This is a genomic window from Pseudarthrobacter sp. alpha12b (assembly GCF_054130495.1).
In genome coordinates this window covers 4360883-4379749 of record NZ_CP196746.1, presented here as the reverse complement: position 1 = coordinate 4379749, position 18867 = coordinate 4360883, and the positions used below count along the sequence as shown (strand labels likewise).

General features: G+C 64.5%; 24 protein-coding genes. All 24 read right to left on the bottom strand.

Features of this window, described 5'->3' with window-relative positions:
* Nucleotides 1-20: 20 nt before the first annotated feature.
* The 24 genes from ACTAQI_RS20365 to ACTAQI_RS20250 all read right to left on the bottom strand — a co-directional run bounded on the left by ACTAQI_RS20365 (nt 21) and on the right by ACTAQI_RS20250 (nt 18795).
* Entirely contained in the window at nt 21-998 is a 978-nt protein-coding gene (locus tag ACTAQI_RS20365; protein WP_457948319.1) for a hypothetical protein, read from the bottom strand.
* A complete protein-coding gene (locus ACTAQI_RS20360; protein WP_457948318.1) occupies nt 998-2119 on the bottom strand; it encodes a Gp37-like protein in 1122 nt (373 codons plus the stop codon). Before ACTAQI_RS20360 ends, ACTAQI_RS20365 begins: the two co-directional genes overlap by 1 nt.
* Entirely contained in the window at nt 2116-3099 is a 984-nt protein-coding gene (locus tag ACTAQI_RS20355; protein WP_457948316.1) for a hypothetical protein, read from the bottom strand. The genes ACTAQI_RS20360 and ACTAQI_RS20355 overlap by 4 nt, the downstream gene beginning before the upstream one ends.
* Nucleotides 3100-3108: 9 nt before the next feature.
* Nucleotides 3109-5985: a phage tail tape measure protein gene (locus ACTAQI_RS20350; protein WP_457948315.1), complete on the bottom strand. Its 2877-nt coding sequence runs from the start codon at nt 5983-5985 to the stop codon at nt 3109-3111.
* 232 nt (nt 5986-6217) lie between these two features.
* Complete coding sequence (locus tag ACTAQI_RS20345) at nt 6218-6721, bottom strand: DUF7426 family protein (RefSeq protein ID WP_457948313.1); 504 nt, start codon at nt 6719-6721, stop codon at nt 6218-6220.
* 106 nt (nt 6722-6827) lie between these two features.
* A complete protein-coding gene (locus tag ACTAQI_RS20340; protein WP_457948311.1) occupies nt 6828-7292 on the bottom strand; it encodes a phage tail tube protein in 465 nt (154 codons plus the stop codon).
* A gap of 12 nt (nt 7293-7304) precedes the next feature.
* Nucleotides 7305-7763, bottom strand: a complete 459-nt coding sequence (locus ACTAQI_RS20335; protein ID WP_457948309.1) for a minor capsid protein — start codon at nt 7761-7763, stop codon at nt 7305-7307.
* Nucleotides 7763-8107, bottom strand: a complete 345-nt coding sequence (locus tag ACTAQI_RS20330) for a hypothetical protein (protein WP_457948307.1) — start codon at nt 8105-8107, stop codon at nt 7763-7765. The genes ACTAQI_RS20335 and ACTAQI_RS20330 overlap by 1 nt, the downstream gene beginning before the upstream one ends.
* Entirely contained in the window at nt 8107-8430 is a 324-nt protein-coding gene (locus tag ACTAQI_RS20325; RefSeq protein ID WP_457948305.1) for a hypothetical protein, read from the bottom strand. Before ACTAQI_RS20325 ends, ACTAQI_RS20330 begins: the two co-directional genes overlap by 1 nt.
* Nucleotides 8427-8846: a hypothetical protein gene (locus ACTAQI_RS20320; protein ID WP_457948304.1), complete on the bottom strand. Its 420-nt coding sequence runs from the start codon at nt 8844-8846 to the stop codon at nt 8427-8429. Before ACTAQI_RS20320 ends, ACTAQI_RS20325 begins: the two co-directional genes overlap by 4 nt.
* Before the next feature lie 18 nt (nt 8847-8864).
* Nucleotides 8865-9404, bottom strand: coding sequence for a hypothetical protein (locus ACTAQI_RS20315; RefSeq protein ID WP_457948302.1), 540 nt, complete (start codon nt 9402-9404; stop codon nt 8865-8867).
* Between the two features lie 56 nt (nt 9405-9460).
* On the bottom strand, nt 9461-10438 hold the full coding sequence (locus ACTAQI_RS20310; RefSeq protein ID WP_457948301.1) for a major capsid protein: 978 nt from the start codon (nt 10436-10438) through the stop codon (nt 9461-9463).
* A gap of 17 nt (nt 10439-10455) precedes the next feature.
* Nucleotides 10456-11064 (bottom strand): hypothetical protein, encoded by a 609-nt coding sequence (locus tag ACTAQI_RS20305; protein WP_457948299.1) that lies wholly within the window; start codon nt 11062-11064, stop codon nt 10456-10458.
* Nucleotides 11065-11130: 66 nt separating this feature from the next.
* Nucleotides 11131-12213 (bottom strand): phage minor capsid protein, encoded by a 1083-nt coding sequence (locus tag ACTAQI_RS20300; protein ID WP_457948297.1) that lies wholly within the window; start codon nt 12211-12213, stop codon nt 11131-11133.
* 9 nt (nt 12214-12222) lie between these two features.
* A complete protein-coding gene (locus tag ACTAQI_RS20295) occupies nt 12223-13815 on the bottom strand; it encodes a phage portal protein (protein WP_457948295.1) in 1593 nt (530 codons plus the stop codon).
* Between the two features lie 28 nt (nt 13816-13843).
* A complete protein-coding gene (locus ACTAQI_RS20290) occupies nt 13844-14029 on the bottom strand; it encodes a hypothetical protein (RefSeq protein WP_457948294.1) in 186 nt (61 codons plus the stop codon).
* A gap of 28 nt (nt 14030-14057) precedes the next feature.
* Nucleotides 14058-15392 carry a PBSX family phage terminase large subunit gene (locus ACTAQI_RS20285; protein WP_457948293.1) on the bottom strand — a complete coding sequence of 445 codons (1335 nt, stop codon included), beginning with the start codon at nt 15390-15392 and terminating at the stop codon, nt 14058-14060.
* Nucleotides 15305-15838, bottom strand: coding sequence for a hypothetical protein (locus ACTAQI_RS20280; protein WP_457948292.1), 534 nt, complete (start codon nt 15836-15838; stop codon nt 15305-15307). The genes ACTAQI_RS20285 and ACTAQI_RS20280 overlap by 88 nt, the downstream gene beginning before the upstream one ends.
* A 6-nt stretch (nt 15839-15844) precedes the next feature.
* Entirely contained in the window at nt 15845-16138 is a 294-nt protein-coding gene (locus tag ACTAQI_RS20275) for a DUF6527 family protein (RefSeq protein WP_457948291.1), read from the bottom strand.
* Nucleotides 16139-16576: 438 nt separating this feature from the next.
* Nucleotides 16577-17161 carry a hypothetical protein gene (locus ACTAQI_RS20270; RefSeq protein WP_457948290.1) on the bottom strand — a complete coding sequence of 195 codons (585 nt, stop codon included), beginning with the start codon at nt 17159-17161 and terminating at the stop codon, nt 16577-16579.
* Nucleotides 17162-17297: 136 nt separating this feature from the next.
* A complete protein-coding gene (locus ACTAQI_RS20265) occupies nt 17298-17606 on the bottom strand; it encodes a hypothetical protein (protein WP_457948289.1) in 309 nt (102 codons plus the stop codon).
* A 195-nt stretch (nt 17607-17801) separates the two neighbouring features.
* Nucleotides 17802-18110, bottom strand: a complete 309-nt coding sequence (locus tag ACTAQI_RS20260) for a hypothetical protein (RefSeq protein ID WP_457948288.1) — start codon at nt 18108-18110, stop codon at nt 17802-17804.
* Nucleotides 18107-18286 (bottom strand): hypothetical protein, encoded by a 180-nt coding sequence (locus ACTAQI_RS20255; RefSeq protein WP_457948287.1) that lies wholly within the window; start codon nt 18284-18286, stop codon nt 18107-18109. The genes ACTAQI_RS20260 and ACTAQI_RS20255 overlap by 4 nt, the downstream gene beginning before the upstream one ends.
* The gene (locus ACTAQI_RS20250) at nt 18283-18795 is read right to left on the bottom strand and encodes a hypothetical protein (protein WP_457948285.1); all 513 of its coding nucleotides are present in this window, start codon (nt 18793-18795) and stop codon (nt 18283-18285) included. Before ACTAQI_RS20250 ends, ACTAQI_RS20255 begins: the two co-directional genes overlap by 4 nt.
* Nucleotides 18796-18867 lie beyond the last annotated feature (72 nt).

The window sequence follows — 18867 nt, the reverse complement described above, 5'->3', positions numbered from 1 at the left end:
TCCCTTGAAAGTTGGTGCCGTCACCAGCCGATTGCGATCCAGTTGATGCGGTGGCTCCGGTTCGTCGCCTTCGCGCCGTCCGCGGCGGCTACCTCATAGACGATGTCTGCTTTTGATCCGTAACCGGACTGGCCCCAGAAGTTCGGTGTCCCGCCCACCGTCACAGACCCTGCCGCAGCGAAGGTAACGCCCGGCCCGGACGCCCAGCCGTCACCGTTGGTCAGGCCGACATAAAGCAGCCCGTTGGGGAATGCCTTGGGGAAGGTGAGGCGGCCGAAGCCAGCACCGTCTGAGACGGCCACCAGGGTTCCGGCCTGGACGAGAAAATCCCCGGCGGAGGCCACACCGAGTAGCGCGGACCCGGCACCGTAGAGAGTTGCCTTGCCGATCTCGGTTCCCTTCACCCATTCGGGGGTGTCGTTCTCACCGACGCGGCGGACCCAGTCCACACCGTTGATGTTGATCCGGGTCCCAACCTGGTTGAGGTAGGACCGGACGAGGTCGTGGTTGGCGACGAGCCCGCCGCCGTCACCGGTCCAAGTGCGGAGGTCGATGATCGCCGTGGGCTGCGTCTGTCCGGCCGTGACCTGCACCAAGGCGAGGGGCTGGTCATCGATGTTCCCGGGACCGTAGAGCCGTCCGCCCGGGATCGTGGCGGTAGCGCCGCCGTTGACCTTCTCGAACTTTGTCACACCAGCGGTTGGGGTCCAGTCGCGGCGGGCCACGATCAGGTCCCAGCGGGAACCGGAGCTGATGGTGGCGAGCTGGATGGTGTCATTGTCCACCGTCTTATCCGTGACGCCGTGCCCGAAGCCGCGTCCGGCGTTGATGGACACGGTCCGGTCCTGCCCGGCCACCGCCGTGACCTTCCAGTCCAGCGGGGACCGCACACCGTACGTCGCGGACCCGATCACGGGGTGGGCTTCGGCCCACGACGCCTCGGTGTACGGGTTGTCAACGGTGGTGTCGTAGCCCTTGGATGTGAAAGCGACTGGCATTAGCGTGTCTCCTGGTTTCGTTGGCCGCGGCCGAGGGCTGCGAGGCGTTGCGCGGTGATGCGTTCGGGCTGGTCTGTGATTTCACCGATGACCGGTTCGGAGGTGGCGTAGTCCTTGGACGTCCACGTGAGCTTGCATTCGCGGATTACCTCGGTGATGGTGATGTCGTCGGTGACCTTGACGGGGACCCGGTCCCCGACGTGGAAGCCGCCGGGCCCGTACTGGAAGATCCCGGCCTCCGCGAGGGTGATGGACACCCCGTTTTTGGGTCCGCGTTCGGTGAGTGTTTCCTGGCCTCGGGCGTCCATGACCGCTGGGTCGTTGTCGTCGCGTGCGTCCCGGAAGGCTTCGGCGCGCATCCCGTACTGAGCTTCCCGCCCGGCGTCGGTGAGGAGCCGAAAGTTGCGGGCTGTCCCTTCGCCTTGGCCGCCGATGATCACCCGGGAGGCCGTGGGCCGGGTCCGGTTCATGGAGACCTTTTTGAGGGTTCGGCCCTTGACCGAGAGCCGGGACTTGGTGGTGGGTTCGTAGACGTCCAGGACAAGCCCGGCGCCCACGTGCTTCACCGAGACGCCCAGGCCTGCTTCCTCCACTGCTGGGAAGAGCTGGTCAGCGAGGGGGTGCATGCGGAGTGGGACTCCGCCGGGGATGGTCGCACCGCGGTTCAGGTTCGGCGCCACGGTCAGGCCTGGGACGGCGAGCCTGAAGACGCCGTTTTCCTCCACCGCGGCCTTCACAATCGATTCGGCGTTACCGGTGTAGGTCCGGTACTCGGCGCCTGACTGGTCTGTGATGTCAGCGACAGGGACGGGCCAGCCCAAGATCTCCCACAGGACCCGGAGGTCGTCCTCCACCGTGACCGTGTAGAGCCCTTTGACTCCATCGGTTTCGATGTTGTCCGCGGTGATGGGGCCGCTGATCAGGTGTTCTCCCTTGAAGGAGACTTTGAGGCGGGCCCCGTCTTCCTTGAGTTCGTTGAACCGGCGGTGAGTCAGTGGCACTGACATGGTCAGGGTGGAGGTTAGGTTGTGCCGGACGGTGGCGGTCAGAGCGGCCGGGTTGCCGATCTGGCAGCGGAACCGGAAGTCCTTGTCATAGACGGCGATCCGGAAGGCGCTCACCAAGGCCTCCTGTACAGCGTGGGGAGGAGCACCTCAACGGTGCCCGTCCCGGTGATCTGGAGCGACAGGGGGACCTGCGCGCCGGCGGGGACCGCGGCGAAGTCGGCCTCACCGAGGTCGGCGGACATGTCAACGGGGTTGATCATGTCCACCCCGATCACACGTTCGGATGGCTTCTTCTCCGCCCCGGACACGGTGATTTCGTAGAGGGTTGCGCCGAGGAGATCCGGGTCTGACTCGATGACCAGGCAGGTGCCGGCGGCCACCGGGAACGGCACGTCCACGATCACGCCACCCACCCCCACCGAGGCGGCGGAGGTGTCGCCGTCGATGAACCAGCGCGGGTATGACTCGACATCGCCGGGGTTGTCCATCCGGGCGTTCGCCGCGGAGAAGGACGAGGCGATGTTGACGATCTGCGGCCCGTCAGGCGGGAAGAACGGCTCCGGTGGGACCTCCCCGATGAAGGACCTCACGACCGGGCTGCCCATCCAGAACGGCTGCTCCGCGATGAGGTGGATGTTGTACCGGTCCCAGCCGAGGCGGAGCGGGTTCCTCTCCCGGACGTGGTCCCCGTCATCGAGGAAGCGGAGCGTCAGGGAGCGGTGGTTGCCGTCCGGGTGCACGACAGTCCACACGCCGGTGTCGAGTGGGTCCATGGTGGCCCAGAACGCACGGTCCCTTTCCACCCATGCCGTGGACCCGCCGTTGTGCCAGATCTTCAGCGGCCACATCACGTCCCGGTCCAGGAACGATGTGCCCTGATACTGGGATCCGGCCACTGCCGGGGATGAGGTGGAGTGCCGTTCCGTGCGTGCGGAGCCGAGGCCCCGCACGCCGGGCAGCAGGAAGATGCCCGTGGAACGGTCCGTCAGGGACCACTCGGTACCCTTGGCCGTCCACGTCATCGGCATACCCGACCACGCCGGTGCCGGGTCCACCGGTGGGATGTACGGGGCACCGTAAACGATGTTCGCCATGGGGCTCCTCTATTTGATTGCGGTCAGGAGGTCTTTGAACCGGACGCGTGCTTTGCGTTCCTGCTCGTCAGGGTCCGGGCCTCCGTAGATGTGCGGCGCGTACGTGACCGAACGGCCAGGAACGGCTACCGCCGCGGACCCGCCGAGGTGTGTCCCGGCCGTCAGCCCCACGTGGCCGCCGGTGACGCCGCCCGCGATGGTCGCGGACACGTCCCCGAGGGTGGACTTCAGCGAAGGCATAGACCGGCGAATACCCGTTTCGAGGCCGTCCATGATCCAGCCGCCGGCAGGTACCAGCAGGGCAAGGTCGTAGGCCTTGGGTCCCTTGTGGTCAGCGATCCACTGGCCGATGCCGCCGACGAAGTTCTTCACGGACTCGAACCCAGCCTGCAGCCCGGAAAGGAACCCGGAGATGATCTGTTGCCCTGCGTTGACCAGCAGGCCACCGAGGTTCCCCAGGGCGCCGAGGACCATACCCGGCAGGCCGCGGACCCAGGACACGAGGTCCAGGAAACGGCTCACTGCCGCGTCCCGCATGCCGGACACCCAGCCGCCGACCTGCCCCGCAAGGTTGCCCAGTGCACGGAGCCCATCGAGGACCATGTTCGGGACGTTCCGGACCCAGTTGACGAGCTCCAGGAACTTCCCAACAGCGGCGTCCTTCACCGACATGATCCAGGCGCCGACCGTTCCCGCGAGCTGCGCGAGGGCGATTAGGCCCGCCATGATCCGTCCCGGGACCGAGGCCACAAAGGAGACCCAGTCCATGAAGATCCGGATGGCCGTGTCCTTGGCGTTCGAGATCCAAGAACCTACCTGCCCGGCAAGGTTGCCGAGGGCGGCGAGGCCGTCCATGAACCGCTGCGGAATCCCAGCGACCCAGGCAACCAGACTGTTGAAAATTCCGATCGCGAAATTCACGGCTGCCGAAATTCCGCCACCCAAAATCGCATCGATTTGCGCCACTCCGGCGAGGAAAAATCCACTGATTTTTTGCCAGGCTGAGAGCAAATACGCGGGGATTTTGTCGAACTGGCCAGTAAAGACAGCAATCAGGATCGCTAGGGCGGTGGCCACGTAGGTCTGGATGACCTCCCAGGCGGTCGAGAAGATCGTCTGGACGACGCGGAAACCGGCTTCGAAGGGAGCTGCCAGATTTGCCGCGAAATCGCGTGCCAGGCCGACCGTATTCGTGAAGAAGTCCACGAACATCCCGACCGTGTTGGAGAAGAAGTCAGCGAACATCCCGCCGGTATTGGCGCCGAAGTCGCGGAACATGCCGAGGGTGTTGGACCCCCATTCGGTGACGATGCGGGATACGTTCCCCCACGCTTCGGTCGTGAATTTCACGATGGCGTCCCAGTTGGCGAAGATCAGGGCGCCGATGCCAACAATGGCGGCGATGACCCAGCCGACAGGGCCGAGGGCGATGAACCAGGCGGCGGCCATGCGGGCGGCTTGGATGAGGGCTTGGGCGCCCATCTTCACCCAGGCGCCGACCATGACGTAGGACGATGCGACGTAGGTTGCTGCGGCCTTGATCGCGCCGCCGGCTGCCATGGTCCAGGCGACTACCTGCGCCGCCGCGGAGACGCCGGCGCTGATGGCGATCTTCAGGAACAGCGGCAGCAGGAGGATCCCGACGCCGGTGGCCCAAGCCTGGATGGTGGGGAGGTTGGCCGAGAACCATTCAGAGAAGGCCTGCAGCGCGGGCAGAGCGTCGGAGGTGATCCAGCCGCCGAACTGCGTGATGGCCGGGCCGACAGTGGTGTTCAGGAAGGTAGCGAACTTCCCCACTGAGGGCATGATGTTCGCCTGGACAAAGGTGATCAGGGCGGCCTCAGCCTGGCGTTTGAACCCATCGAACCCGGCGCCCGCGTTCGAGTTCAGGTCCTCGCTCATTTTGGCCGCGGCCCCGGCAACGGAATCGAACTTGTCACCCATCGGGTCGAGGGCCCCGAGGAAGTTGGGGATCTCGGTCACGGAGAGGTCTTCGAGGGGTGTGCCGAACAAGGCAAGGGCGGCCTGCGACTGGGCGACCGGGTCCTGCATTTCCTGCAGCCCGTGGATGATGTCCCCGAACGCCGTTTTTGCGGATTCCCCGCCGGCGAGGAGCTTGGCGGACATGGCCTCCTGATCCAGGCCAAGGGCTTCGTAAGCGGCACCCGAGGCGGTGGACATGTCCGTGGCCCGGATACCGAATTCCTTCAGGGCATCACCGGTCTTATCGATGCCGTACATGCCCTTCTCGGAGGCCTGCACGAGGATGCCCATGGCTTCCTCACCCTGGATACCGATGTTGTTGAAGAAGGGCCCGTACTCGTCAATGGCGTCCAGGATGTCCTCGCGGACGTTGACAGGGACTTTCTGCATGGACGCTGCCAGCAGGTCTGCGGCGTGCGTCCCGTCTTTGGCGATCCCGGAGGTGATCATCTGCCCGGCGACCTGCGCGGCCCGGGCGACGTCTACGCCCATGACCTTGGACAGGTTCATCATGTCCGCCGTCATGGCCTGGACTTCCTCTTCCGAGGCGTCCCGCATGCCCCGCACTGAGGACATCACGGCTTCAACGGCGAGGTTTACGTCTTCCATGGACTCGCCGTAGTTCGCGGCGAACAGGGACCCGGCAGCCCTACCGGCAACCCCGGCTTGCTCCTCGGTCAGCCCGAGGCTGGCCTGGATCTTGTCATTGCCCGCCTCGATGTCGATGGCGTCCACAACACCCTTGGTCAGGGCCGCCCCGATGGCCACGGCAGCGGCCCCGGCAAGGGCTGCCCCCGCCACACCGAAGTGCTTCAGGGAGTCCTGTGCCCCGACAAGTTTCTTGTCCCACTCCGAGGCGTCGAGCCCGATGGTGCCGAAGAGTTCACCCAAATTGAGCGCCATGTCGGGGCCTCCGCTATTTAGTTGTGCTGCTTACTGGGTGGTTTGACCGGATTCATTGCCAGGCCGAGGCGGGTGGACGGGACCGCCCGCCCGTCAGGGTGGAACCCCGGGGGTTTGCCGAGGAGCCCGATGATGCGGACCTGCAGCCACCGCCAGGACCGTTCCCGGAGGATCCCGGAGCCGACGTCAACGCCGGCATCCTGCAGGTCCGCTTCGATCAGGTTCCAGTGCTTCAGGATTTCCGACCACTTGCGGCCCGGCTGCGCGTACCCTTCGGGGTAGTCGTACCAGTCGCTGAGGCCCGTTTCCGGGTCGTAGTTGCCGCGGCCGTACCGGTCCGGGTCGCCGTTCGGCGCTCCGCCCTGTTCGGCGTCGGAGCCTTTCCCTCAGCCCTCCAGAACTCGTCGGCGGTGTCGAAGTCTTGGGCGTGCCACATGAGGGCCGTCTGGCCGATGAATTTGAGGGCGTGGAACGTTGCCCCGTCCGCGAGGAGTTCGTCGTACACGGGGCCGAGGACGGTCTGGTAGAAGCCCTTCTCCTCGGCGTCGGAGACGAGTTCGATGGTTTCGGGGTCGAGTTTCTTCTCAACGGCGGCCTGCACGCCGGCGGAGATGAGGCGCTGCAGCTTCAGACCGGTTTCGGCGTCTACCGGGGGAACCTTGTAGGTCTTCCCGCGGAAGGGGACGCCGAGGATGGGGTCGAGGAAGGTGCCGAGCTGTTCGAGTGTTTCAGTCATGGGGGTGTGCTCCAAGGGGTTAGGGGTTCCAAGGTGTCCAAGGGTGGTGTGTCCGTGCCCGCCCGCCCCTTGGAAAGCGGACGGGCACGGGGTCTAGGGGAAGGCGTTACGGGATGGTGACGTCTTCGAGGGCGCCGCGGCCGGAGAGGGTGAACGCGGCGGTGGTGATGTCCGTGCGGGGGCCGCCGTTCTTCGTGAAAGACGCGTCAGCGACACCGACCTGCCCCTCGGTCGGGGTAGTGCGGTTCGTGATGCGGACGTGCACGAGGCCGTCCTCAGCGAGGCCGTTGCCGGCGGCGCGGAGGATCTCCTGGCCCGGGTCAGCGGTGAGGGATGCGCGGGGCAGCTTCACAGTGCCTTCCGCGGACCAGCCGAGGCCCGTGGCGATCTGGGAACCCCAGCCGTCCGAGTCGAACGAGGAATCGTCTTCGAGGTTCTTCTCGACCTTGGGCGGGGTGAACTCGGTCATGCCCTTGAGGATGGTCCAGGTGGTGGTTTCGGCGCCGGTGGTGTAGGGCGCTACCTCAAGCTGGTAGTCACCGACGACGCCGGGCGTGATTTCAGTGGACATTGGGTGTGCTCCTTAGTCTTCCCGGTACGTGCCGGTGCGGGTGAGTTGCAGGTAGTAGTTGTGGGAGTGCTCTTGTCGGTTGTTGCCGTCAGGGCCAAGGGGGGTCGCTGACTGCCGCCAGGCCCGGACGATGGGGATGCCGTTGAGTTCGAAGTTCGTCCGGCCGTGGAGCGCGTCGAACAGGCGGGAGGAGATGTCCTTGTCCGAGAGCCGGTCACCGGCTTTACCGCGGATCCGGAACTGGACGCCTTGGACGGAGTCCGTCCCAGTGCCGGCGTCTTCGACACCGTAGAGCGTCATGGCGATTGCCTTGTCCGGGGTGGCCGGCAGGGCATCTACCGTGATTGCGGTGTCTGTGGCCAGGTACGTGCCAGAGGTGATCCACCGGCCAACCGACTGGGAGCCGAGGTACTCACCCAAACCGATGAGGAGCTTGTACTCGAACCCGAGCGAGGCGAAGACGATGGCCATTACAGGGTCCCCGCTATCGTTTGCCGGATGATTTCCGCCGCGGTTTTCACTTCGGAGTTCATCGCGTTTTCCAGGTACTTGGCGGATCGGCCATTGTCGTGCCGAAGGGTCATGTCCTCGTGCTGCTTCACCGCATAGGGGGTGTCATAACTGACTGCGGCGGTGAAGTTGCCAGGGTCCGTGGAGACCGTCCCGGACCGTTCGAGGGTGTCCTCTTCGATCGGGACGGACTTGTTGGAGACACCGAGGATGTGTTCCGCGGCGAGGGCAACCGCCCGGTTCGCGGACCCGTTGAGGACGTCCTTCGCCTTCGGGTTGATGCTGACCTTCCATCCTTTCGGCATCAGGTCAGCACCACCTTCAAGTGGTCCGGCAGCCCGAGGGAGCCGGAGTCAGCCTGTTCGATGCGGAGTACCGTGGCGGTCCGGCCGTTGAGGTGGACGATGGACTCCGGGGTGAACTTGTCTCGCTGGGTGGTGTCCATGATCCAGAGCGTGGCCGTGGTCGATACCGTGTCACCGGTCGCGGTACGGCTCAGCCCCTGGCTGTCCTCGATGAGGCACGGGATCGGGTCCGACTCCTGGGACGTCGTGTTCCCGAAAGGCCCCTCCCCCGCATGGGTTTCGACGGTGACCGTATGGACCATGAACTCGTCAAAGTCACTCACAGCACCACCGGGCTCCCCGACAGGAGCCCCGCCTCTTCGAGGATGTAGAAGGCATCCGGCCCCAGCACCCCCGCAGCGCCCGCACGCGCCTCCGCGGTGGTCGCATAGACGCTGTAGTTGATGGATGCCCCACCGATCGACTTGGAAGCCGCCAGAGGCGCGACGCCGGCCGCACCCTTGGAAGGGTCAATCCCAAGGTCAGCCCAGTACTGCGCCTGGGCCGTGGTGGCGTCACGGAAGGCTGTTCGCAGAGCCGTGTTGGTCGGATACCCGTCAGCATCCGTGCCATACGTGGCCATCTTCGTGGACGATCGGACGAGGCCGGATGCCGATCTGAGGAGGGCCGCCGCGTTGGCCGGGACGGTGGCCGGGGTCATCCATGCGGATAGTTCAGCCTCGGTAGCGTAGACCTTCACGGCGGCCCTCCAGACGGGTTAGTTGAACAGTTCGCGGATGCCGTCGCGGCCGAGGCCGTCCAGTTCCGCTTCGGTCTTGCCCTGCGCGGTGGCGTAGGCGTGCCATTCCTCCTTGGAGGCGTTCCCTGCAGGCTTGTCAGCCTCGAAGGACTCCTGGACGGCGTGCGCCTTCTCCTCGGCGTCCTGGGTGTTGGTGTTCTCAACGTGGACGTCACCGCCCTTGACCGGCCTGACACCCTCGGATGCGTGGATCTCCGGGGAGATGACCTCGGGCCCGTGGGGGTTCGCTTCGCCGGCGTTGGTCGGTGCGAGGAAGTCCTCGGGCTTCGGGTCCACGGCGGCGTCCCGCAGGGTGGATTCCTCAGGCTCGGGTACGTTGCGGGGGTCCGGGGACTCCGGCTCCGGCGCGGTCTCCTTGGTGTCGCCGTCCACGGTGTAGCCGGCGTTACGGCAGTAGCTAATGACTGCCTGGTTGTCGGTTTCGGCCTTCCCGTCTTCGAACTGGACGCCGCCGATCTCGCCGTTGAATTCTTCGTTCGGTGCAGTGATCTTTGCCATTGTCTGGCTCCTCACGGTAGGTGCTGCCCCGGCGCGGTGGCCGGGGCAGCGGGTGACTACTGGACCTTGATGTTGCGGAACACGCCCGCAGCCTTCGAGGCCTTCAGGGCGACGGCGACCGGGCCGAGCTCCACTTCGCCGGTCTTCACAGCACCGGGGGTGGAGAAGTCCGGGAGCCACGTCTGGACGAGCTGGCCGCCGGCGGTGGATACGCCGTGGAAGCCGTCCAGGCCGAAGCGGACCGCGTACAGGGCCGAGGAACCGGCGGTCAGCGGGCCGGCGCCGTCCGGGTCAACCGTGTTGACGGGGATGACATCGGAAGCGGAACCGGCGACGAGGCCAGCGTCCTGCAGGATCGCACCGGCGTAGGAGGTCAGGGCGGTGTTGCGGGGGCCCACAACCTGGGTGGCCTGGTTGGCGAAGCGGGAAGCTGCCTTGACCAGGTTGATCAGCTTGCGGTTGCCCAGCAGGATGCCAGCTTCACCGTCGAGGGTGGACAGGAGGTCGTCAACGTCCGTGAGGATCTTGAACGCCAGGGTCTGGGACATGACGCCGGTCCAGTCGCGGGCCGTGGTGTCCTCGGTCGAGGAACCGGTGAGGGCCTTGGACAGGCCATCGAAGCCGTTGGCATCCACGGCGGTGTCACCGTTGATGACGAGGTCACCGAACTTGGCCTGGGTGGCCTTGATCTTCTGCGAGATGTTCAGGGACACAGCGCCGGAAGCGGCGGGGCCGACCTTGGCGAGGACGCGGTCCACCTGGAACGAACCACCGAGGACACCGAGGTTCACGGTCTTCTGGACCGTGGTGACTTCCTGCGGGGTGTACTCGGAGTTGATCGCACGGGTGGCGGCCGTTGCGGTCGTCAGGAGGCGCCGGTAGCCGTAGGTGAGGGTGGCGCCGCCGCCGGCCGGGTTCACGGCGTCATCGAAGGTGATGAGGTCCATGATCGGGTTGGTGCGGAATTCGTCAATGACGTTGACGTCGAGATCGGTCTGGGCGTTGTTCTTCGCCTCAGTGAGGGTGATGGGCAAGGTGTGCTCCTAAGCGGTTAGGCGCCGTAGTGTTTGGCTACGGCTCCGGCGATGGTGGTGGGTTTCGCGGGCTTTTCTCCGGACCCGCCGGTGAAGTCGCCGCCACTCGCTGCAGCCGCCTGGGTTGCTTTGAGCTTGGGGTTATCGGTGACCGCGTCCGTGATCGCCTTGGTGATGGCTTTCGTGTCGGACGGGTCGAGGTCCGCGATCTTCGCCAGGAAGTTGCGGGAGTCGAGGAGGGCATCAGCGTCGGCGCCCTGTTTGCCAGCGAGTCGGAAGACTGCCAGTTCGGTCTTGGCCTGTTTGGCGTCGGCTTCGCGCTCGGTGAGCGCCTGGGTGAGCGCCGCGGCGTCGGGCTTCTCCCCGGCTTTGGCATCGGGGTTCAGCGCGGACTGGATCGCGGCGAGGGTCTTGCTCGCCACGCGTTCGTCTCCGGCTTCCTTGCGGAGGTCGGTGATGATCTTCTGCACGCCAGCGGGGAGAGATTCAACCTTGCCGTCCCAGTCGGCGGCCTTCGCCTCGGTGGTTTCTGCGGCCTTGGTTTCCGTCGCTGCGGTTCCGGTGCCCTGTGCCTGCTGCTCGGCGGTCGTGGCTTCGCTGGTGGCCTCTGCTGCTGCTTCTGACATGGTGCCCTCCAAGTGGCATAGAAAAAGGGAGCCACCGTGTGGTGACTCCCTTTCGTGGGTGTGTGGTTAGCGGACCTTCAGCGACGTCCTGTAGCTGAGGTTCTTGCGGTCGTTCTCTTCTCGCCAGGCGGCGAACTCGGATGTCTTGTCCCGCAGCTTGGCCCGGACCTGTGCGGCGTTATTCCCGCCGAACTCCTTGGCGATGGCGTCCTGCCGCTTCAGCTCCCGAATGCGCCGCTCAAAGGCCCTTTGCTGCTGCCGGAGCGCGTCACCCTCGGGGTCTGCGGTGTCCGTTTGCGGGCCGTTGGTGATGCCGGGCAGGTAGATGCTGTGGGAGTGTCGGCAGTTGGGGTGGTAGAGGCCTTTGCCTTTCGCCTCGGCCAGGGAGGCGACCACCGTTTTCCCGTCCCTGAGGCGTCCTGTTGTTCGTCCGGAGAGGGAAAGGACTTTCCCCTCGAACGGGCGGCAGATGGAGCATTCTTCGGGCGCGTTGGACACGATGACGGTGTCCACGCCAAGTTCCTGGATCCGGTCCGTGTGGCCCTGCAGCATGGCCTGCGCTGCCGAGGTGCGGGCGGCCATCTCCCCGTACGAAACGAGGTTCCAGTTCCGTCCGGCAGCGTCCCGGAACCCGTTCACACCGGCTTTGCCGAGGCGTTCGAGGATCATCCCGGCAGCTTCCCGCCGTGTGATCACGCCCAGTGCTGTCTGCCCGGCGACTTGCTGCACCACTTGGGTGTAGATGTCCGTCGCGGCCCGGCTGATCTGGAAGGACATGGGCCGCATCCGGTCCATTGCCTCGGTGACGATGGCGGACACGGCGCCGGTGGGCTGCACCTCAGCGAAGGCCCCATGCTTCAGGCCCGCCTTGGTGAGTTCCCCGCCCGCCGTCGCTATGCCCCGGTTGTAGGCCAGGCCCACAGCCTCATCCAGGGCCCCGGGGAGGCCGGCGAGGAGGCGGGCGATGATCCTGTCCGTCTGGGCGCGGAGGGCTTGGATGTTACGGAGCTTCCGTTCCACCCAATCGGGCGTGTCTTCACCGTCTGACAGTGCCTTGGCGATCTTCTGGAGGAGGAGGGTTTCAGCTTCTGCGAACTGTTCCCTCAGGCCCTTCGCCAGGGTCGTGGCATCATCCGGGCGGATCGCCATGGCTGCATCCTACTCTGTGGTGGGGAATGTCCCGCCGAGCCCCTGGCCGTCCGTGCCGAACGTTTCCGGGTCTTCGAGGGCGCCGAGGTTGAAGTCCGCACGAATGCGGTCCACTTCCTCGTCCACGGCCGACTGGTCCCAGTCCGGGTTCCTCCGCTTCACCCGCGCCTCGATGGACGCGGACTGGCTGGTGTAGTCGAGCTGGTTCTGGCGGGCCACAGCCTCAGCGTCTTCCGCTACACCATCCGTGAACTCCACCCGCACGGGGAACGGGGTGACGCCGGTATTGAAGATTTCAGCGTCCACGGCGAGGGCCTTGGTGAGTATGCGTTCCATGGCCGGTTTGAGGCCGAGGATCTTCCGCTTCCTCGTGGTGTAGGAGGTCTGGGCCTTGGCCGCGACCTCGGTGGCCGTGACCGCGGACCCGGAGGAGTCCTGCATCCCGAACGTCGCCGGCGAGTACCCGGCGGCGGTCAGGATAATCCGGCGGAAGTGGTCAATGGCCAGCAGGAAGTCCTGCGTGCGGATCTCGAACTGGACCTTCTCAATCGCCATCTTCGAGTCACCCATGGAGGACGGCGCCGCCTTCACCGGGGTGAAGATCGACTGGTCCAGATCGAACCCTGCACCCTTGCCGGCGCCGAGGTCCTGCAGCATGGATTCGCCCACGATGAGGCGGCCCTTGCCAAGGCGGATGTCCCGCAACCAGCTGGAGTAGAGCTCGTCCAGGGCGTCGAGTTTCTGCTCGATCCCTTCGAGGTCGGACCGGCCGAGGTGCGCACCGATGGGGTCATTCCTCCACAGGGCGGAGGGGGTGACGTTCGGGGCGTATTCGACGGCAAGGCCGGGGGTGAGGGTGGAGAGCGTGTCCCCGTTGAGGAGCTGTTCGACGTTCCCGGGCGCGGCAAGCCACTCGGTAGCAGGGTCCGTGTCGAACGGTGCCCGCTGGCCGAGGTTGTCCGCGGTGCCGACGTAGAGGCCATGGGAGACCATGCCAATACCGAAGCTGTCTTTCCAGTGGTGCTCCAGGTGGCGGGTGAACTGCTGGCCGTCCGTCTTCACCGTCCGCCAGAACGTGACGGTGTGGAGGCGGCCCCACCGGAACGTGGGCCATGCCATGTCCGCGTCCACCTTGGAGAGGAAGACGTGGTCAGCGGTGGCCTTATCCCAAGTAGCGCGGAGGTACACACCACCGAGGGCTGCGCTGATCTCCGCGGCCGAGACAATGGTCTGTTCGAACTCTGGCCCGGTGATGAGGTCCAGGCGCTCTTGGGCGGCCGTGACCTTGTCCTCGGAGGTTTCCTCGGCGGCGTCGATGACCGATGCGGCGGGCTCGGAGAAGAGGAGGTTCGCGCTGGTCCGGCAGATCTCCTGCGCCAGGCTGATGTGGATGCTCGCCATGTCCGGGGACGCGGTGGACTTCGCACCGACGAACCATGTGCGGATCCGCTGCAGCAGGCCGGGCCGGCTGGCTGCTTGGGCGTAGATAGTTGAGAGGGTCGCGGTCTCGTTTGAGTACCAGGCGCCGTAGGTCCGGAGGACGGGCAGGACGTTGGCGAGTTCCTTGGGCGGCCATGCGATGCCGTTGTCTGGCAGTGCCACTATGGCCTCCTAAGGGCTGTTGTGGTTTTTACTTCGGGGCCGGCGTCTTGCCTTCGAGGATGTACTCCTCAAAGACCTTGGCGAGGTCGATGACTTCGCGGAACTTGTATCCATCGCCGCTTTCAATGGCGAGTTCCAGTGACCGCTGCCGAACGGCGACAAGGTCCTTGACGGTTATGTGGACGTCTAGTGTTGCTTTGCCGATGGCTGCCATGTAGTTCTCCAAGGGTTGGTGTTGCAGGTTAGGCGGCGAGGTCCACGAGGGAACGCCAGTTCGTTTCAGTAGTCGTGATGGCATACCGGAATGCGTCGATGGAGTGGTCAGCTACCTTGATGGGCTGATCCTCGCCCTTCTCGGTCGCTTTTTTGTCCCATGAATAGCCCGGCATCTCGTTGATGAGGCCTTGGCAGCGGTCCGATACCTTGAGCTTCCCGGCGGTGAGTAGGGATGCCACGGTGCGGATGCCGTAGAGGACGTTGTTGTCGCCGTTGATGACGTTGTTGATGCCGTCAGCGGCGAGTTGGACTTTGAAGGACGCGGCGGCAGGGTCAACGATCACCCACTCCGGGACGATTCCTTCGTCCTTGAGCGTGCCGAATATCCAGGACTTGATGGACGCTGAGAGCTGCCCGTCCGTGAGGCGGATCTGGGCTTGGCGGGAGTCGTACCGCCATTCATCGATGGCGTAGAGGATGCCGTCTTCCCCGAGGCCGAGGACGATCATGGATGTTGCGTTGGTTGTTCCGTAGTCCACGCCGGCGCCGAGGATGCGCCGCATGCGCGGTAGTTCCTCGTGCTTGACCACGTGGGTTTCGGGGTTCCATGAGTCGAACACTGCCCCGTCAGCGGCCACCCATTCAGCGAGGATGTAACGCCGGTAGAAGAGGCCACTGTAGGACTTCTTCTGCCGCTCCACGTAGGCCGGGTCAAGGGTCTTGTTGTCGTCCATGAGGAACGTGTACCGGTGGAGGTCTTTGGCGTCCGGGCCGGTGTTCCGGTGGAACTTGCCTGCCCCGTCAATCCAGAAGCGGGCCTTATCGAGCCAATCCACTTTGAGCCAGTGATTCGGGCCGCCAGGGTTGGACGTGAACCAGAACTTCGCCCCGGGCACTGAGAGACGGGTGTAGAGCATGGTGAAGAACGATTCCGGGATGGTCTCGGCTTCGTCCAGGTAAGCGCCAGCGAGGGTGAGGCCCTGGATCTTGGTCCTTGCCTGCTCGTTGTTCGCGCCGTAGATGTGCACTTCGCGGCCAAGGATGATTGCGGTTCCGGTGCCGTAGTTGACCTTGACACGTTCCTTGCCCAGCATCTCCTGCAGTGGCAGCAGCAGGTTGTTGATGATGGTCCGCTCTGTGCGCCCACACATGGCAAGGGCACCGGCCGGGCCGGTGCGGATGTAGCGGAGCCAGTCGATGAGGCTGGTGATGGTCTTCCCGGAGCGGACCGCGCCTTCGTACGCCTCTATGGAGGGTGAGGGGTTGGCGAGGGCTAGGAGGGACTTTCCGGAGAGTGGCTTGGCGTCGATGCTGCACCTCCGGAGTTTGGTAGTGGGGCGCTGGTCATGTATTCCAGCCACTTATCTACGGCGGCCGTGCCGGACGTGTCAGTGTCGGTCTTCTCCAGCAGGAGTGCTTTGTCCAGGAATACGGCGATGGACGTGGCAAGGTTCCGGTGGTCTCCTGGCGGGATGAAGTCCAAGTCACGGGGGGTTTGCATACCCGGGCCTGTTGGGACGAGGGTGGCGAAGGAGCTGGCTTCGAGCCTCGTGAGGATGTCTTCGGCCTGCTTGTAGAGGCGGCCGATGATGTTGGCCCGCCGGGCTTTGTTGTCGGCCTGTTTTGCTTCGGTGGCCGCCTTGACTTGCTCTCCCCTGGCGAAGCTTTTGCCGGCCTCCTGGACGACTTTGGAGACCCATGCGGTGGAGTAGCCGGTTTCGCGGGCTATGTCGTTGCGGGTGGTGCCTTGAGCGTGGAGTTTGAGGACGGTGTCTCGGTCTGCTTGTGTGCGTTTCGGGTTGGGCACAAGAGGTTAGTCACCGCCTTCGGCTTCCTTGACCAGCCATTCGGGCAGCGGGTCGAGGTCTGTGGAGCCGCCCGCGAGGTCATGGGTGCAATCCTGCAGGAACTCGATGCGGCTTTTGTTGACGAAACTGTGGCAGCGCTTGGCTCCGGGCTGGCTGCCGTAGAGCACCAGCACGGAAGGCGCGATGGTGAGGAGCCCGTTGTCCGTGCGGACGTCCCAACTGTCGCTTACTTGGTGCATGTCGTCGCAGCCGGGGCACCAGAACTGGGTGAGGTTGCCGCGTTGCTGGAATAGCGTCATGCGGAAACCTCCGAGGTGCGTTTGTTTGGATGGGTGGAGTGCTACACGGCTCGTCCGCGGTGTCGGTTGTTGCCCGGCGGCTTTCGCACTCAGTGGGGCTGGCAGGTGTCGAACCTGCAACGGCGTATGGGGGTCGCCGTCATCCACATCAGCCTCTCCCGCCGTTCATGTCCGGCGGGCTATTCAGTTGTGCCTTCCGCCTCAGCCCTTGGCTTTTCGGTGGGGAAGAGTAGGTGGTGGCGGGCCCGTGCGGGTCAACGCTCAAGGCTGGATAGGCCGAGCTCACCGCGTGGAGATCCGTTGCAGCAGACACCCGCCACCACATCCATGCCTACCCGTCATCTGGGTAGAAACCAAAATGGCTTTGGAGACAGTACTCCGAAGCCATGACCCATGTTACGGGACTTTAGGCACTGACACAAGGCGACACGCGCACCATCAGACGGCAACCAGGGTGCGAGAAAGCCACTGAACCTCGTCACCATGCCACTCCGCACCGCAGGCTGAGCATGCAGCGTCCCACTTTGAGGGGTGCATCATTTCCTCGTCCTCGTCCCAGCAGTTCAGGGTGAGCGCCGGCACCCGCTCCTGGCCGTGGTACTTCACCCCGCAGGCTGGGCAGGGGCTGTGGAGCTTCCGGCGTGGCTTCTTCGGGTTGAGGAGGCCGAGGATCTCATCTATCCACCCAGTGGCGACGTCGTAGAGGTACAGGTCCCAGTCTTCGGGGAGTTCGGTGAACGGGGGTGAGATGAGGTCCCAGAGGAGGTTCTCTAGGCGGCCGACGTAGACGAAGCCGCGGAGGAGTCGCCATTCGTTGCGGGCCTGGGTTTCGATTTTGCAGAAGAGGTCGATGGCGGTGGGGTCGATGGGGATGGGTTTTCCGCTGTCACTGCTGCCGGAGCGGCCGCCGTCGCTGCCGGGTGTTGATGCGTTGCGGAGCCTGGTCAGCAAGGGTGGGTGGATTTCGCCGTCGCTGATGTGGGTGGCGATGAGTTGGTGGACGTGTACGGCGAAGCGGCCCAAGTGGTTTCCCCCTAGATGAGTCTGGCTGGTGGTTGTTATGGGGTTGGTGAGACGTTTGTGGTTGTTTCTTCAGCATCAACCGTTTCCCGTTCCCGGGCGCGGATCTCCCGCTCAATATGCTCCTGCAGCGTGCACATCAGAGCCTCCTCACGTTCCAGATAATTTCGTCATTGGTAACTGCGATCAGGCCGCAGTTGCTGCACTTCCACTTGATGAACTGCTCCGGGCGCCTGTCCTTTCGCCCCATGGCGAGGTGCCGGGTGCATAGCAGGATCGGCCTCCCTACGTGACAGTCGTGGGCGAGAGCTGACCATTCGGCCGCGTTCGGACAGGTGGGCTCGTCCTCCCGGCCCTCAGACATATCCCAGACCCGCCCAACATCGCAGGGTGTCTCTATCGCTTCGAGGGTGGATAGTCCAGCGTCCGGGACGGTTTCCACTGTCATGCTGTTGCTTCTTCCTTGTGGGTGCAGGTGGCCGAGGTGGCGAGGCCTTTGAGTTTGCCGAAGTCGATGCGTCCGGCGCCCCATTGGAGTTCCAGTTCGAACGCGAGTTTCATGAGTGCTTCTTGGGCTTCACACACTGGGTAGGTTCCTTCGCCGCCGTGCTGGTTCGGTAATCGGGGCCACGCACAGACCGGCTCACGAGGTGGCCAGGATTGCTTTAGCGTGCGCCTTGAGCCAGTGGGACATTGCTTCCTGGAATCCGAGTCCTTCCGGGAGATGTCCATTCCAGTAGTCGAGCGGGTCGTTTGTGAGGATGTTCGCCGCCGCGTCCCGGAGTGCTTCGGCTTTGGCTTCTTTGACCGGCCCGAACCCCGCAGCAGACAGGGCGGCGGCCTGATGGGACTGCGTATGGGCCGTCATGCTGGACCAGCCACAGGAGCACTTGTGGGCGTATTCGTCGGTGTGGTCCTGGTGCAGGAGAAGGACCGCTACCATGTCGCTCATGTTGTCTCCTTGTTGGTTTCCCATTCGCGGCGGGTGCGGTGGTTGGTGAGTGGCGGGACGGGTGCCAGGTAATCGAATACCGCCCCGCTCGTTTCGGCTTGGTTCGTTAGTAACTCGTACCGGGCCGTCCTGGTCGCTGCCTCCGTGGCCTCGGCTTGCAGTTCCGCGGCGGTCATAATAGGACTCCTTCGTTGACAGCCTTGGCCATCCCTCCAGTGCCGGGGTAGAGGTCCGTGATGGAGTCGCCCTCCTGATAGCCCATGAGGTCAAGCACCCATCGGTTGAACTTATGAGGCTTGGCCCCGGTGAATCCGCGCTTGAGCGTGATCGGTTCGGCCAGATGGTCCCGGCCTATCGGGTCGTTCTCTCGGCGGGGGAGTGCGCGGCGGAACAGCACCGGCTCCCAGGTGTAAGCGATGGCAACGTTGCGCTTGAATGCTGCGAACGGCTTGACCCATGACGCCACACGGACGCCTTCGAGTTCGAGGACGGGTGCGAGCCAACCAAGATCCCGTGCGGTACAGCTGTACGCCCATCCGTCATAGTCCCTATCCAGTGAGGCCAGCAGGTCCAAGTGGGTTTGCTTCTCGTCCCAGATGTGGGCTTCCGGGTGATCGTAGAAGTGCGAACATCCGAGGTATGGCGGGTCCGCATATGCGAACTTACGCGGGGTATCTTCAAGCACTTGGGACTCCGTTCTCTGCCCACTCCAACTGGAACTTCAACAGGTCGTCCGGGCATGGGGCGTTGTACCAGA